This is a genomic window from Caballeronia sp. GAWG1-5s-s (assembly GCF_023631445.1).
In the GTDB taxonomy this organism is placed as follows: domain Bacteria; phylum Pseudomonadota; class Gammaproteobacteria; order Burkholderiales; family Burkholderiaceae; genus Caballeronia.
The window spans coordinates 127,309-140,005 of the sequence record NZ_JALQDC010000001.1 but is presented as its reverse complement, the minus strand read 5'-3'; the positions used below and the strand labels follow the sequence as shown (position 1 = coordinate 140,005).

Here is a 12,697-nt window from a genome sequence, read left to right as displayed (position 1 = left end):
TGACTGGACGCTCTGCGGCGTGCCTTGTAAGCTGGCGCGCCCTATCCCGAAACTAACGAGGATCCTTGATGACCCGAGCGATTTCCCTTGCCTTGCTCGTCGGCGGCATCGTGCTTTTGTACTTCGGCGGGCAGTCGTTTCACTCGTTGAGCAACGACGTCTCGCGCTTCTTCACGGGCTCGCCGACCAGCAAGACGATCTGGCTGATCGCGGGCGGCATTGTCGCGTCGCTCGCGGGGCTGATCGGACTGGCGCTGCCCTCGAAACGCTGAACGCTCGCTCAGACGAGCGCGACTTCCGGTTTCGACGCGGATCGCGTGCCCGGCAACGCCGCGTTGCTCGCGCCGCGATACGTGTAGACGAGCGAGAACTTCACCTGATCGGTGAGATTCTTGCCTGCGGAATGCAGCGTGTTGCAATGAAAGAACACGACGTCGCCCTTGGCGAGCTTGGGCGAAACCGCCGTGTGAATCAGCGCCGTGTTTTCCGGCAAATCGGCGCGGAAGAATTTGGCTTCGTCGAATCGGTCCGACGTGAACGCGAGCTTGTGGGATCGCGGCACGAACCACAGCGCGCCGTTTTCGACAGTTTCATCGCCGAGCGCGACCCACGCGGAAACCAGATCGTCGCGCTCGAACGCCCAGTAACGCACATCGCGATGCCAGCCCGTCAGGCTGCCGTACGCCGGGTGCTTCGTCATCACGCAGTTGTGATGCGCGCGCGATAGATACGGCGTTTCGCCGAAGTACAGTTCCATCCAGCCGCGCACTTCCGGCGATGTCGCGAACTCCGCGAATAGCGGGTGGCGCCCGTACGCGTCCAGAAGCCGCCGCACGGTATGTCCGCCCGGCGCGTGCTTCGATTCCGGCGCGCCGGGATACTTCAGGTCGGCTTCGTATTCAAGCGGCGCGGCGGCTTCGGCCAATTGACGCTGCGCGACCTCGCGCAGCGCGTCGCAGCGCGCCTCGGACACGAGCCCCTTCACGATGACGAAGCCCATTTGGCGCAGCTCGTGCACCTGATCACTCTTCGATTTCAGCGACGTTTGTTCAGACATGTTGGTCGGCCTCGGCGCGGCTTCGATATCGCCTCATGCAGCCAGCGCAATACCCGGAAATTGGGGCGAATACGGGCATTGTAAGTCGCACGGGCCGCAAAGGCGCTCGCAGCATGGCTCGCGCGCCGCGCCGTGAAGGGACTGCTTCAGTAGCCGGCAGGGAAAACGCGGACTTACGACAGTCACGCACGTCCGGTACATTGGCCGCATCGTTTCGGTGCAACTTCGCTGCCGGGGTTGAATCGAAGCCTTGAACGCTATTTTTGAGACGACTACTGTCGAGTTTGCCACCACGCAGACGAACCTATCGCCGACATGAACCACCGAATCGCTAAGGGCCTTCGACGCGCCGCATCCCGTGCCGCTCGGCCCGCCCGGCGCGGCATGATCCGCGCGTTGCGACATCATTCCGCTCGCACGCAGGCGCTTGCGCCGCAACCCACGAACGCGCATCCGGTCGATGGCATCCGCTCCTGGTTTCGCGGATTCTTTCTGAATCTGCGCGCGCGCGCCGCCTCGCGCGACGTGTCGCTGCGCACGCTGCTGCGCCGCCCAATGCAACTGCGCGCGCCATCACCCAAGCCGCGAGCGGCCGCGCTGACAAGCCGCCGGCCGCGTCGCACGTCGGCGACCAGCGCCGGCTGGTACGCGTTCGCGGTGCGCTGAAGAAAGACGCGCGTCGCCCCCAAAAAAAACCGGCAGGCGCGATGCCTGCCGGTTTTTTATTTATCGCGCCCAAAGGCTTACGCCACGCGCACCACCGGTTCCGTGCCGGCAGCTTCAGCCAGCAACAGCGCCTTGTCCGCGGCTTCCCACGAGAATTCCGGCTCTTCGCGGCCGAAGTGACCGTACGCCGCCGACTTTTCGTAGATCGGGCGCAGCAGATCGAGCATCTGAATGATGCCCTTCGGACGCAGATCGAAATGTTCGAGCACGAGCTTGGTGATCTCGGCATCCGACACGCGGCCGGTGCCGAACGTGTTCACCATCACCGACGTCGGACGCGCGACGCCGATGGCGTACGACACCTGAATCAGGCAGCGCGACGCCAGACCGGCCGCGACCACGTTCTTCGCGACGTAACGGCCGGCGTACGCCGCCGAGCGGTCCACCTTCGACGGGTCCTTGCCCGAGAACGCGCCGCCGCCGTGCGGAGCCGCGCCGCCGTACGTATCGACGATAATCTTGCGGCCCGTCAAACCGCAGTCGCCTTGCGGACCGCCGATCACGAACCGGCCCGTCGGGTTCACCAGGAACTTGATGTCGCCCTTGATGAGTTCCTTCGGCAGCGTCGGCTTGATGACTTCTTCGATCACGGCTTCGCGCAGTTGCGGCAGCTCGATGTCCGGCGCGTGCTGCGTGGAGAGCACGACGGTGTCGATGGAGTGTGGCTTGCCATCCACGTAGCGCACGGTGACTTGCGACTTCGCGTCCGGACGCAGCCAGGGCAGACGGCCGTCGCGGCGCAGGTTCGCCTGACGCTCGACGAGACGGTGCGACAGGTGAATGGGCAGCGGCATAAGTTCGGGCGTTTCGTCGCACGCGTAACCGAACATCAGGCCCTGGTCGCCCGCGCCCTGGTCGAGATTGTCGTCGTGCGCCTTGTTCACGCCTTGCGCGATATCCGGCGATTGCTTGTCATACGCGACGAGCACCGCGCAGCCGCGATAGTCGATGCCGTAGTCCGTGTTGTCGTAACCGATGCGCTTGATGGTGTCCCGCGCGATCTGGATGTAATCGACGTTGGCGGTGGTCGTGATTTCGCCCGCGAGGACGACGAGACCGGTATTGCAGAGGGTTTCCGCCGCGACGCGCGAGTATTTGTCCTGAGTCAGGATGGCGTCGAGAATAGCGTCGGAGATTTGGTCGGCGACCTTGTCCGGGTGGCCTTCGGAAACGGATTCGGAGGTAAACAGGTAGTCGTTCGACACGCTTCAGACTCCAATTAAGTACGGTTGAGATTCACGTAGCCGACTTCGTTTGGAGTCTGAAGCGGCGACGCTTTAGCGGATGTCCTTTCTCCGTCCTGAACCTCGATGCACGCGATGCATGCATTCGGCTCAGGCCGGCTTCGCCCCGCAAGTTGTCCATTAACTCGGCGAAGGTCTTATTATACCGGTTTCCCGTGTTTTTACAGAGTCGAACGCTTGTCGTCATTCGTCCCGCGCTTATCCTCCGCCGGTAGCCGCCGCCCGTATGTTCGCGGGAGCACCTCATGTTAGGGCGCATCGGCGTGTCGCTCGCCATCGGCTTTCTGAAGTTTCTCGCCATCATTCCTTACGGCATTACCGCGCGTTTCGGCGATGCCCTCGGCTGGCTGCTTTATAAGATTCCGAGCCGGCGCAAGCGCATCGTGCATACGAACCTCAAGCTCTGCTTTCCCGAATGGTCGCCGGAGCGCCGCGAGGAAGTCGCGCAGATGCACTTCCGCCATGCCATTCGCAGCTATGTCGAGCGCAGTGTGCAGTGGTTCGGATCGGCGAAGAAGCTGGAAAAGCTGATCGAAGTGGACAGCGCCGTCGATCTCAGCGATCCCGACCTGCCGCCCACGCTCTTTCTCGGGCTGCACTTCGTCGGCATCGAGGCGGGGTCGATCTTTCTGAACTACTCGCTGCACCGGCAATGTGGATCGCTCTATCAGCCGTTTTCGAATCCGCAGGTCGAAGAGATCGCCAAGCGGCAGCGCGCCCGCTTCGGCGCGGACATGGCGAGCCGCGCGGATAGCGCGCGCATCGTGCTGCGCTGGCTGCGCGACCGCAAGCCCGTCATGCTCGGCGCGGACATGGATTACGGCATGCGCAATTCCACCTTCGTGCCATTCTTCGGCATTCCGACGTGCACGCTGACCGCCGTCGGCCGGCTGGCGAAGACGGGCAAGGCGCAAGTGGTGCCGTTCATCGGCGAGGTGCTGCCGAACTACAAGGGTTATCGGCTGAAAATCTTCGCGCCGTGGCAGAACTACCCGACCGGCGACGACGAAGCCGACGCACGTCGCATGAACGCGTTTCTCGAAGAGCAGATTCCGCGCATTCCCGAACAGTATTACTGGGTTCACAAGCGCTTCAAGACGCGGCCGCCGGGCGAGGCGAGTTTTTATTGAGCCGCGCGGCGCCAAGCGGCACGAAACGCCGCACCGAGGCTCACATACAATAGCGGCCATGAAACTCAAGTTCACCAAGATGCAGGGCGCGGGCAACGACTTCGTCGTGCTCGACGGCTACTCGCAGGCGCTCGATCTGAACGCCGCGCAGGTTCGCGCGCTCGCCGACCGTCATTTCGGCGTCGGCGCGGATCAGCTGCTGCTCGTCGAAAAGCCGACCGTCGATGGCGTCGACTTCAAGTACCGCATCTTCAATTGCGATGGCGGCGAAGTCGAGCATTGCGGCAATGGCGCGCGCTGCTTCGTGAAGTTCGTGCGCGATCGCGGGCTGACCGCTGCTTCGACGGTGCGCGTGCAGGTGCAGAAGGGCGTCATCACGCTGACGATGCAGGACAACGGCGAAGTGACCGTCGACATGGGCGCGCCGGTGTTCGATCCGCCGCGCGTGCCGTTCGACGCGAGCGGTCTCGACGGCCGCAGCGAAGGCAACGATACGCTCTGGCCGCTCGATATCGGCGCAAAGACGCGCTGGGTGTCGGTCGTGTCGATGGGCAATCCGCACGCGGTGCAGGTCGTGGACGACGTCGAAGCGTATCCCGTGCTCGCCGAAGGGCCGCAGATCGAGCGCCACCCGCGCTTTCCGGAGCGCGTCAACGCGGGCTTCATGCAGATCGTGGATCGGCATTCCGTCAAACTGCGCGTCTTCGAGCGCGGCGCGGGCGAAACGCTCGCCTGCGGCACGGGCGCATGCGCGGCGGTGGCCGCAGGCATCCGGCGCGGCGTGCTGGATTCGCCGGTGCGCGTCGAGACGCACGGCGGCACGCTCACGATCAGCTGGGACGGCGCACGCGACGAATCCGCCGCGCTTTTCATGGCCGGACCCGCCGCGACGGTCTTCGAAGGCGAGATCGAGCTTTCGGACATCGGCTGACTTGAGCCCACGCATTCAAACGTATCAGGCAAACATGAATCCACGCGAAGTCGCCGACTATCTGCTCGACAACCCCGATTTTTTCGTCGAGCACGCCGAACTGCTCGGCACCATCCGGCTTTCGAATCCGCACGGCAAGTCGGCTGTGTCGTTGCAGGAACGCCAGATGGAAATGCTGCGCGACAAGAACAAGCAGCTCGAGCGGCGGCTCGCCGAACTGCTGCGCTACGGCCACGAAAACGACAGCATCGCCACGAAGTTCAACCGCTGGACCGTGCGCGTGACCGGCCAGCGCGACCCGTACGCGCTGCCGTCCACCATCAGCAAAGGACTGTGCGAAGTGTTCGACGTGCCGCATGCCGCGCTGCGCATGTGGGATGTCGATGAAGCGTATCGCCAGGCGGATTTCGCGCGCCATGTCGGCGAGGAAGTGCGCATTTTCGCGGGCAGCCTCGACGCGCCGTATTGCGGCGCGAACAGCGGCTTCGCGGCGGCGCAGTGGCTCGGCGTGGCGAATTCGGCATCGGCGTCCAGCGGCGCATCGCTGGAAGACGCGTCCGCCGAACGCGGCATTCAGTCGATTGCGCTGGTCGCGCTGCGCGATCCGCAAGCCGGCCCGGATGCGCCCGCGTTCGGCCTGCTCGTGATGGGCTCGCCCGACGCGCGGCGCTTCCACGACGGCATGGCGACGGATTTCCTCGCGCAGATCGGCGTGCTGGCGAGCGCGGCACTGTCCCGCCTTCTGCCGAACTAAGCGACGCGACATGCAGCCCGCCGACCACATCGCCGCTTATCTCGCGATGCTCGAACACGAGCGGCGTCTGTCGGAGCACACGCTGCGCGGCTACACGTACGAACTCGGCGAACTGCGCGCGCTCGCCAAGGGCCGCGCGCTCGAAACGCTGACGGCCGCCGACATGCGCGGCGCGGTCGTGCGCGCGCACGCGGCGGGGCTGTCGCCGCGCTCCATCGCGCATCGGCTGTCGGCGTGGCGCGCGTTTTACCGCTGGCTCGCCGAACGCGTCGACATGTCCGCGAATCCGGTCGCGACGGTGCGCGCGCCGAAGCGCGAAAAGACGCTTCCGAAGGCGCTTTCCGTCGACGACGCAATGGCCCTGATGGACGCGCCGCGTGCCGACAGCACTGAAGCATTGCGCGATCAAGCCATGCTCGAACTGTTCTATTCGTCGGGGCTGCGGCTTTCGGAACTGGTCGGGCTCGATGTCCGTCACGTCGATACGAAGGAACATCAGTCCGCCGGCTGGCTCGATCTGGCTGCAGCCGAAGTCACCGTGCTCGGCAAAGGCAAGCGCATGCGCAAGGTGCCGGTCGGCCGCAAGGCGATCGATGCGCTGCGCGCGTGGATCGACGTCCGCGGCGAATTCGTCAAGCTGGACCCGCACGCGCTCTTTCTTTCCGTGCGCGGCAATCGCATGTCGCCGGGCGTGGTGCGCGAGCGCGTCAAGCGCATGGCGCTCTTGGCCGGCATTCCGGCGAATGTGCATCCGCACGTGCTGCGGCATTCGTTCGCCACGCACGTCTTGCAGTCGAGCGGCGACCTGCGCGCGGTGCAGGAACTGCTGGGTCATGCGAGCATCACCGCGACGCAGATCTATACATCGCTGGACTTTCAGCACCTTGCTCGTGTCTACGACTCGGCGCATCCGCGCGCGAAGAAGCGCGACTAACACCGCGGCGCCATGCGCGCTGCTCCGATCATCGCAATGAACACCATCACGCTCAAACCGGCGAAGGACAAGTCGCTCGTTCGCCGCCATCCGTGGATTTACGCGAACGCCATCGCGCGCATCGACGGCAATCCCGCGCCCGGCGCGACTGTCACCGTGCGCGCCGCCGATGGCCGCTTTCTCGCGCGCGCGTCGTACAGCCCGCATTCGCAGATTCGCGCCCGCGTCTGGACCTTTGACGAAGCCGAGCCCGTCGATCACGCGTTCTTCAAGCGCCGCGTGCAGCGGGCGGTCGCGCATCGGCAGACGATGGTCCGCGATACCGGCGCGACGCGCCTCGTCTTCGGCGAAGCGGACGGCTTGCCGGGTCTGATCGTCGATTACTACGTCGCCGATCAAGGCTCGCGCGCGCAGCTCGTCTGCCAGTTCATGGCGACGGGCGTCGAGGCGTGGAAGACGGCGATCGTCGATGCGCTGATCGCCGCGACCGGCTGCCCGAACGTCTACGAACGCTCCGATGTGTCGATCCGCCAGAAGGAAGGGCTGGAGCAGACGACCGGCGTGCTCGCGGGCGATCCGCCGCCGGACACGCTCATCACGAACGAATGCGGCGTGCGTTATCACGTCGACGTGAAGCACGGCCACAAGACCGGTTTCTACGTGGACCAGCGCGACAACCGCGTGCTCGTGCAGCAGAACGCGCAAGGCCGCGACGTGCTCAACTGCTTCTGCTATACGGGCGGCTTTTCGCTCGCGGCGTTGAAGGGCGGCGCTGCGCGCGTGGTGTCGGTGGATTCGTCCGGCGAGGCGCTCGCGCTCGCGCGTGAGAACGTCAAGGCCAACGGCTTCGACGCGGAAAAGGCCGAATGGCTCGACGCCGACGCCTTCAAGACGCTGCGCCGTCTGTACGACGAAGGGCAGCGTTTCGACCTGATCGTGCTCGATCCGCCGAAGTTCGCGCCGTCGCGCGAAACCGTGGACCGCGCCGCGCGCGCGTACAAGGACATCAATCTGAGCGGCTTTAAGCTGCTGCGTCCGGGCGGGCTGCTGTTCACCTATTCGTGCTCGGGCGCGATCGATGCAGACTTGTTTCAGAAGATCGTCGCGGGCGCGGCGGCCGATGCCCGCGTCGATGCGCGCATCCTGAAGCGCCTGGGCGCGGGCGTCGATCACCCGCTGCTCACGGCGTTTCCGGAAGGCGAGTACCTCAAGGGCCTGCTGTTGCAAATCGCGTGAGCGGCCTTATCTGGCTGCGGCAAGGTCACGCGGCGCAAAGCGTCCGCTTAGCGAATATGTTTCAATAACCGATTCAGTGCGCCACCGACCGGCCGCGCGATTCCGAACACTGACAAGGAAACAGGCGACACCATGATTCCCGTAACCATCCTGACCGGCTTTCTGGGCAGCGGCAAAACCACGCTGCTTAAACGCATCCTGAACGAGAAGCACGGCATGAAGATCGCCGTGATCGAGAACGAGTTCGGCGAAGAGAACATCGACAACGAAATTCTCGTGCAGGAAACGAACGAGCAGATCATCCAGATGAGCAACGGCTGCATCTGCTGCACGATTCGCGGCGATCTGGCGCGCGCGCTGGAAGACCTCGCGAACCGCAAGAAGGCGGGCACGCTCGACTTCGACCGCGTGGTGATTGAAACCACGGGTCTCGCGAATCCCGGTCCGGTCGCGCAGACGTTCTTCATGGATAACACGGTCGCCGACGAATTCCTGCTCGACGCGATCATCACGCTCGTCGATGCGAAGCACGCGAACGCGCAGCTCGACCAGCACGAAGTGGTGCAGCGGCAAGTCGGTTTCGCGGACCGGCTGTTCATCACGAAGTCCGATCTGGTGGATGCAGACGCGCTCGAAGCCCTGAAGCACCGGCTGGTGCACATGAACCCGCGCGCGGCGATCAAAGTCGTCAACTTCGGCGATGCCGACATCAAGGAAATTTTCGATCTGCGCGGCTTCAACCTGAATTCGAAGCTGGAAATCGATCCGGACTTCCTCGCGGAAGACGAGCACGATCATGACCACGATCACGCGCACGACGATCACGACCACGCCACCTGCGGTCACGACCACAGCCACGATCACGAGCATCATCATCACCACCATCACGCGCACCACGACGACAAGATCAAGTCGTTCGTGTATCGCAGCGACAAGCCGTTCGATCCGAACCGCCTCGAAGACTTCCTCGGCGGCATTTTGCAGATCTATGGCGAGCGGCTGCTGCGCTACAAGGGCGTGCTCTATATGAAAGGCGTCGATCGCAAGGTCGTCTTTCAGGGCGTGCATCAGATGATGGGCAGCGACCTCGCCGCCAAATGGATGCCGATCGAGAAGAAGAACAGCAAGATGGTGTTCATCGGTATCGAGCTGCCGAAAGATCTGATCACCGACGGCCTCGACGCCTGCCTGGTGAAGTAACGACCCGGCACGCATTTCGCTGATCTGCGCCAAGCGCGCGAAAGGCGGGACGCAACGTCGATGCGAAGATGCGCCGCCCGCGAGCCTCGCCGGCGGCGTTTTTCTTGGGCGTTTATTGTCGCGGTTATGTAGTCGCGCCCACCAAGCGACATCGCTTTTTGCGTGTTCAGGCGTTATATTTTTGAAATTCCGGCGGCTTTCGACAGGGTTTTCCTCGGTTATCGTCGGAAATTGCGGTTCAGTTACAATACAGCCCCACTGGAGAAGGGCGAATCCGTTCGGCGCATACGAATACGGGCGTTGGCCGTCGGATGTCAGAAAAGGATGCCCCGGCGGACGATCTGCTGATAGGCCGCGAGGGCCATAAGGCGAGCGTTGAAACGGAGCAGCCAATATCGGTTTCCAGAGGAGTTCGGCCCCGCATCGAGTGTCGCGTGACGCCAAAACGCTGCATGCATGCGGGCAACGCAAGTGCGGGCGTTGCCAAGACATCGCCTTACATTGAAGAAGCAAGCAGATGACAACGAAACTCTTGACCGAAGCCGAAATCCTGAAGATGAGCGAGAAGGACTACATGAACGAGGAACAACTCGCCTTCTTCAAGAACCGGCTCGAGCAGTTGCAAGCGGACATTCTCAAGAATGCCGGCCAGACGACGGAAAACCTGCGGGAAACGGTGATCGTGCCGGACCCGGCGGACCGCGCGACCATCGAAGAAGAGCATGCACTGGAACTGCGCACGCGCGACCGCGAACGCAAGCTGCTGAAGAAGGTGCAGCAATCGCTCGCGCGCATCGAATCCGGCGACTACGGCTGGTGCGAAGAAACCGGCGAGCCGATCGGCATTCCGCGTCTGCTCGCGCGCCCCACGGCCACGCTCTCGCTCGAAGCGCAAGAGCGCCGCGAACTGCGCCAGAAACTCTTCGGCGACTGAAGCGGCAAGCGCGGCGAACGGTGCGGGCCCGCCCGCAACGGGGAACGCGCCGCCGCGAAAATCCGCGAAGTCGGGCGCTGGCACGAACAAAAGGCACACGTGAATCGTGTGCCTTTTTGCTTTTCGGGCGTCCACGAAACCCACACCTTGATAATTCCGGCCGCGCCCTAAACTGATCTCGACGCGCCCGCTCATCGCGAAGGCGCGCGCGCGGCGCCGTACGCTTCGAGCCTTCCGGCCAGGCGGAACCCCGCGCCGTGCACTCCATCGAATTCTCGACTGCGTGGCGGCTCGTCACTGATCGCAAGCCGCCCGCGTTCTTCTGGTTTTCTTAAGGAACGCACATGGAACAATTTCACGGCACGACCATCGTCTCCGTGCGACGCGGCGGCAAAGTCGCGTTGGGCGGCGATGGTCAGGTGACGCTCGGCAACATCGTCATGAAGGGCGGCGCCAAGAAAGTGCGCCGCATCTATGGCGGCAAGGTGCTGGTCGGCTTCGCCGGCGGCACGGCCGACGCGTTCTCGCTGCTGGATCGCTTCGAAGCGAAGCTGGAGAAGCACCAGGGCAATCTGACGCGCGCCGCCGTCGAACTGGCGAAAGACTGGCGCACCGACCGCATGCTGCGCCGTCTCGAAGCCATGCTGATCGCCGCCGACGCGCAGGCCACGCTCGTCATCACCGGCAACGGCGACGTGCTCGATCCCGAAAACGGCATCTGCGCGATCGGCTCCGGTGGCGCGTATGCGCAAGCCGCCGCGCAGGCGCTCGCGGAAAACACCGAGCTCTCGCCGCGCGATATCGTTGAAAAGGCGCTGACCATCGCCGGCGATATGTGCATCTACACCAACCACAATCGCGTCATCGAGACGATCGAATAAAGGAACCCAGCGATGACCACCATGACTCCCTCCGAAATCGTCTCCGAACTCGACAAACACATCATCGGCCAGGGGCGCGCCAAGAAGGCGGTTGCCGTCGCGCTGCGCAACCGCTGGCGTCGCCAGCAGGTCGCCGAGCCGCTGCGCCAGGAAATCACGCCGAAGAACATTCTGATGATCGGGCCGACGGGCGTCGGCAAGACCGAAATCGCGCGGCGTCTTGCGAAGCTCGCGGACGCGCCGTTCATCAAGATCGAGGCGACGAAGTTCACCGAAGTCGGCTACGTGGGCCGCGATGTGGACAGCATCGTGCGCGATCTGATCGAAATCTCCGTCAAGCAGACGCGCGAGGCGGAAATGAAGAAGGTGCGCACGAAGGCGGAAGATCGCGCGGAAGACCGCATTCTGGATATCCTGCTGCCGAGCGCGCGCCCGGTCGGTTTCGGCGCGGCCGAAGCGACCAGCGAAGGCGATAACACCACGCGCCAGACGTTCCGCAAGCGCCTGCGCGAAGGCGCGCTGGACGATAAGGAAATCGAACTGGACGTCGAGTTGCCGCAAGTCGGCATGGACATCATGGGCCCGCCGGGCATGGAAGACATGACCGAGCAGATTCGCTCGATGTTCGCGAACATCGGCGGCGGCAAGAAGACGCGTCGCAAGGTGAAAGTGAAGGAAGCGCTGAAGCTGCTCACCGACGAGGAAGCCGGCAAGCTGCTCAACGACGAAGAGGTCAAGACGAAGGCGGTGCAGAACGTCGAGCAGAACGGCATCGTGTTTCTGGACGAGATCGACAAGATTGCGTCGCGCAGCGAAGTCGGCGGGGCGGAAGTGTCGCGCGCGGGCGTGCAGCGCGACCTGCTGCCGCTCGTGGAAGGCACGACCATCAACACGAAGTACGGGATGATCAAGACGGATCACATCCTGTTCATTGCGAGCGGCGCGTTTCACCTCGCCAAGCCGAGCGATCTGATTCCCGAACTGCAAGGGCGTTTCCCGATTCGCGTCGAGCTGGATTCGCTGTCCGTGGGCGATTTCGAGTCGATCCTGAATTCGACCGATGCGAGTCTCGTCAAGCAGTACAAGGCGCTGCTCGCCACCGAAGGCGTAGAACTGGATTTCGCCGAGGACGGCATCCGGCGTCTGGCCGAAATCGCGTTCTCCGTGAACGAGAAGACGGAGAACATCGGCGCGCGGCGGCTCTATACGGTGATCGAAAAGCTGCTGGAGGAAGTATCGTTCGCGGCGGGCAACCACGCGGGCCAGCCGGTGAAGATCGACGCGGCGTACGTGGATCGCGCACTGGGCGATGTCGCGGAAGACGAGGATTTGTCGCGCTACGTGCTTTAAGTCGCACCGGCAAAGGGAGAACCGGGCCTTCGCGCCCGGTTTTTTTTCGCCTGGTGCGCGAGAAGGCAAAAAAAAGCCCGCCTAGTCGGCGGGCTGAATCCATATCAGGAGGAGACATGGAGGAGACAGTTCCAATCATACACAGCGGGTTGATGCGACGCAATAGAAATTTTAGTAAAAACCCCTATGGCGTCGATGTGTGGTATCTGCGCGTCACTTTTTGTTGCAACGCTGGACGAGCCGAAAATGACAGAGCAAGGAACGGCGCGTAACCTCACCGGCACGGCTTTACATTGGACGCGTACCCTGAAGCCGCCGAG

General features: G+C 63.4%; 13 protein-coding genes. 11 read left to right on the top strand and 2 right to left on the bottom strand.

Annotated elements, in window-relative coordinates:
• Positions 1-68 precede the first annotated feature (68 nt).
• Positions 69-272, top strand: a complete 204-nt coding sequence (locus tag NCR34_RS00630) for a DUF3185 family protein (RefSeq protein WP_248320787.1) — start codon at positions 69-71, stop codon at positions 270-272.
• Between the two features lie 8 nt (positions 273-280).
• Here NCR34_RS00630 and NCR34_RS00625 read toward each other — a convergent pair whose 3' ends face one another.
• Complete coding sequence (locus NCR34_RS00625) at positions 281-1,057, bottom strand: phytanoyl-CoA dioxygenase family protein (protein WP_248320786.1); 777 nt, start codon at positions 1,055-1,057, stop codon at positions 281-283.
• 315 nt (positions 1,058-1,372) lie between these two features.
• Between NCR34_RS00625 and NCR34_RS00620 the strand changes: the two genes are divergently transcribed.
• Complete coding sequence (locus NCR34_RS00620; RefSeq protein ID WP_248320785.1) at positions 1,373-1,723, top strand: hypothetical protein; 351 nt, start codon at positions 1,373-1,375, stop codon at positions 1,721-1,723.
• A gap of 77 nt (positions 1,724-1,800) precedes the next feature.
• Here NCR34_RS00620 and metK read toward each other — a convergent pair whose 3' ends face one another.
• Positions 1,801-2,988, bottom strand: coding sequence for a methionine adenosyltransferase (gene metK / locus NCR34_RS00615; RefSeq protein ID WP_244847574.1), 1,188 nt, complete (start codon positions 2,986-2,988; stop codon positions 1,801-1,803).
• A gap of 284 nt (positions 2,989-3,272) precedes the next feature.
• Between metK and NCR34_RS00610 the strand changes: the two genes are divergently transcribed.
• The 9 genes from NCR34_RS00610 to hslU all read left to right on the top strand — a co-directional run bounded on the left by NCR34_RS00610 (position 3,273) and on the right by hslU (position 12,377).
• The gene (locus NCR34_RS00610; RefSeq protein ID WP_250498869.1) at positions 3,273-4,157 is read left to right on the top strand and encodes a lipid A biosynthesis lauroyl acyltransferase; all 885 of its coding nucleotides are present in this window, start codon (positions 3,273-3,275) and stop codon (positions 4,155-4,157) included.
• Positions 4,158-4,215: 58 nt separating this feature from the next.
• On the top strand, positions 4,216-5,088 hold the full coding sequence (gene dapF / locus NCR34_RS00605) for a diaminopimelate epimerase (RefSeq protein ID WP_250498868.1): 873 nt from the start codon (positions 4,216-4,218) through the stop codon (positions 5,086-5,088).
• A gap of 34 nt (positions 5,089-5,122) precedes the next feature.
• Complete coding sequence (locus NCR34_RS00600) at positions 5,123-5,842, top strand: DUF484 family protein (protein WP_248320782.1); 720 nt, start codon at positions 5,123-5,125, stop codon at positions 5,840-5,842.
• Positions 5,843-5,852: 10 nt separating this feature from the next.
• On the top strand, positions 5,853-6,776 hold the full coding sequence (xerC, locus tag NCR34_RS00595; RefSeq protein ID WP_248320781.1) for a tyrosine recombinase XerC: 924 nt from the start codon (positions 5,853-5,855) through the stop codon (positions 6,774-6,776).
• 36 nt (positions 6,777-6,812) lie between these two features.
• Complete coding sequence (locus NCR34_RS00590) at positions 6,813-8,012, top strand: class I SAM-dependent rRNA methyltransferase (protein ID WP_248320780.1); 1,200 nt, start codon at positions 6,813-6,815, stop codon at positions 8,010-8,012.
• Between the two features lie 132 nt (positions 8,013-8,144).
• Positions 8,145-9,212 (top strand): CobW family GTP-binding protein, encoded by a 1,068-nt coding sequence (locus NCR34_RS00585; protein WP_248320779.1) that lies wholly within the window; start codon positions 8,145-8,147, stop codon positions 9,210-9,212.
• Between the two features lie 517 nt (positions 9,213-9,729).
• Positions 9,730-10,146 carry an RNA polymerase-binding protein DksA gene (gene dksA, locus NCR34_RS00580; RefSeq protein ID WP_061122132.1) on the top strand — a complete coding sequence of 139 codons (417 nt, stop codon included), beginning with the start codon at positions 9,730-9,732 and terminating at the stop codon, positions 10,144-10,146.
• Positions 10,147-10,490: 344 nt separating this feature from the next.
• Positions 10,491-11,027, top strand: a complete 537-nt coding sequence (gene hslV / locus NCR34_RS00575) for an ATP-dependent protease subunit HslV (RefSeq protein WP_175938755.1) — start codon at positions 10,491-10,493, stop codon at positions 11,025-11,027.
• Positions 11,028-11,039: 12 nt separating this feature from the next.
• Positions 11,040-12,377: an ATP-dependent protease ATPase subunit HslU gene (gene hslU, locus NCR34_RS00570; protein WP_248320778.1), complete on the top strand. Its 1,338-nt coding sequence runs from the start codon at positions 11,040-11,042 to the stop codon at positions 12,375-12,377.
• Positions 12,378-12,697 lie beyond the last annotated feature (320 nt).

Bases quoted from the DNA above. Each gene is read 5' to 3' on its own strand.
- NCR34_RS00630 (WP_248320787.1), top strand. From the start codon at position 69: ATGACCCGAGCGATTTCCCTTGCCTTGCTCGTCGGCGGCATCGTGCTT.
- NCR34_RS00625 (WP_248320786.1), bottom strand. From the start codon at position 1,057: ATGTCTGAACAAACGTCGCTGAAATCGAAGAGTGATCAGGTGCACGAG.
- NCR34_RS00620 (WP_248320785.1), top strand. From the start codon at position 1,373: ATGAACCACCGAATCGCTAAGGGCCTTCGACGCGCCGCATCCCGTGCC.
- NCR34_RS00610 (WP_250498869.1), top strand. From the start codon at position 3,273: ATGTTAGGGCGCATCGGCGTGTCGCTCGCCATCGGCTTTCTGAAGTTT.
- dapF (WP_250498868.1), top strand. From the start codon at position 4,216: ATGAAACTCAAGTTCACCAAGATGCAGGGCGCGGGCAACGACTTCGTC.
- NCR34_RS00600 (WP_248320782.1), top strand. From the start codon at position 5,123: ATGAATCCACGCGAAGTCGCCGACTATCTGCTCGACAACCCCGATTTT.
- xerC (WP_248320781.1), top strand. From the start codon at position 5,853: ATGCAGCCCGCCGACCACATCGCCGCTTATCTCGCGATGCTCGAACAC.
- NCR34_RS00590 (WP_248320780.1), top strand. From the start codon at position 6,813: ATGAACACCATCACGCTCAAACCGGCGAAGGACAAGTCGCTCGTTCGC.
- NCR34_RS00585 (WP_248320779.1), top strand. From the start codon at position 8,145: ATGATTCCCGTAACCATCCTGACCGGCTTTCTGGGCAGCGGCAAAACC.
- dksA (WP_061122132.1), top strand. From the start codon at position 9,730: ATGACAACGAAACTCTTGACCGAAGCCGAAATCCTGAAGATGAGCGAG.
- hslV (WP_175938755.1), top strand. From the start codon at position 10,491: ATGGAACAATTTCACGGCACGACCATCGTCTCCGTGCGACGCGGCGGC.
- hslU (WP_248320778.1), top strand. From the start codon at position 11,040: ATGACCACCATGACTCCCTCCGAAATCGTCTCCGAACTCGACAAACAC.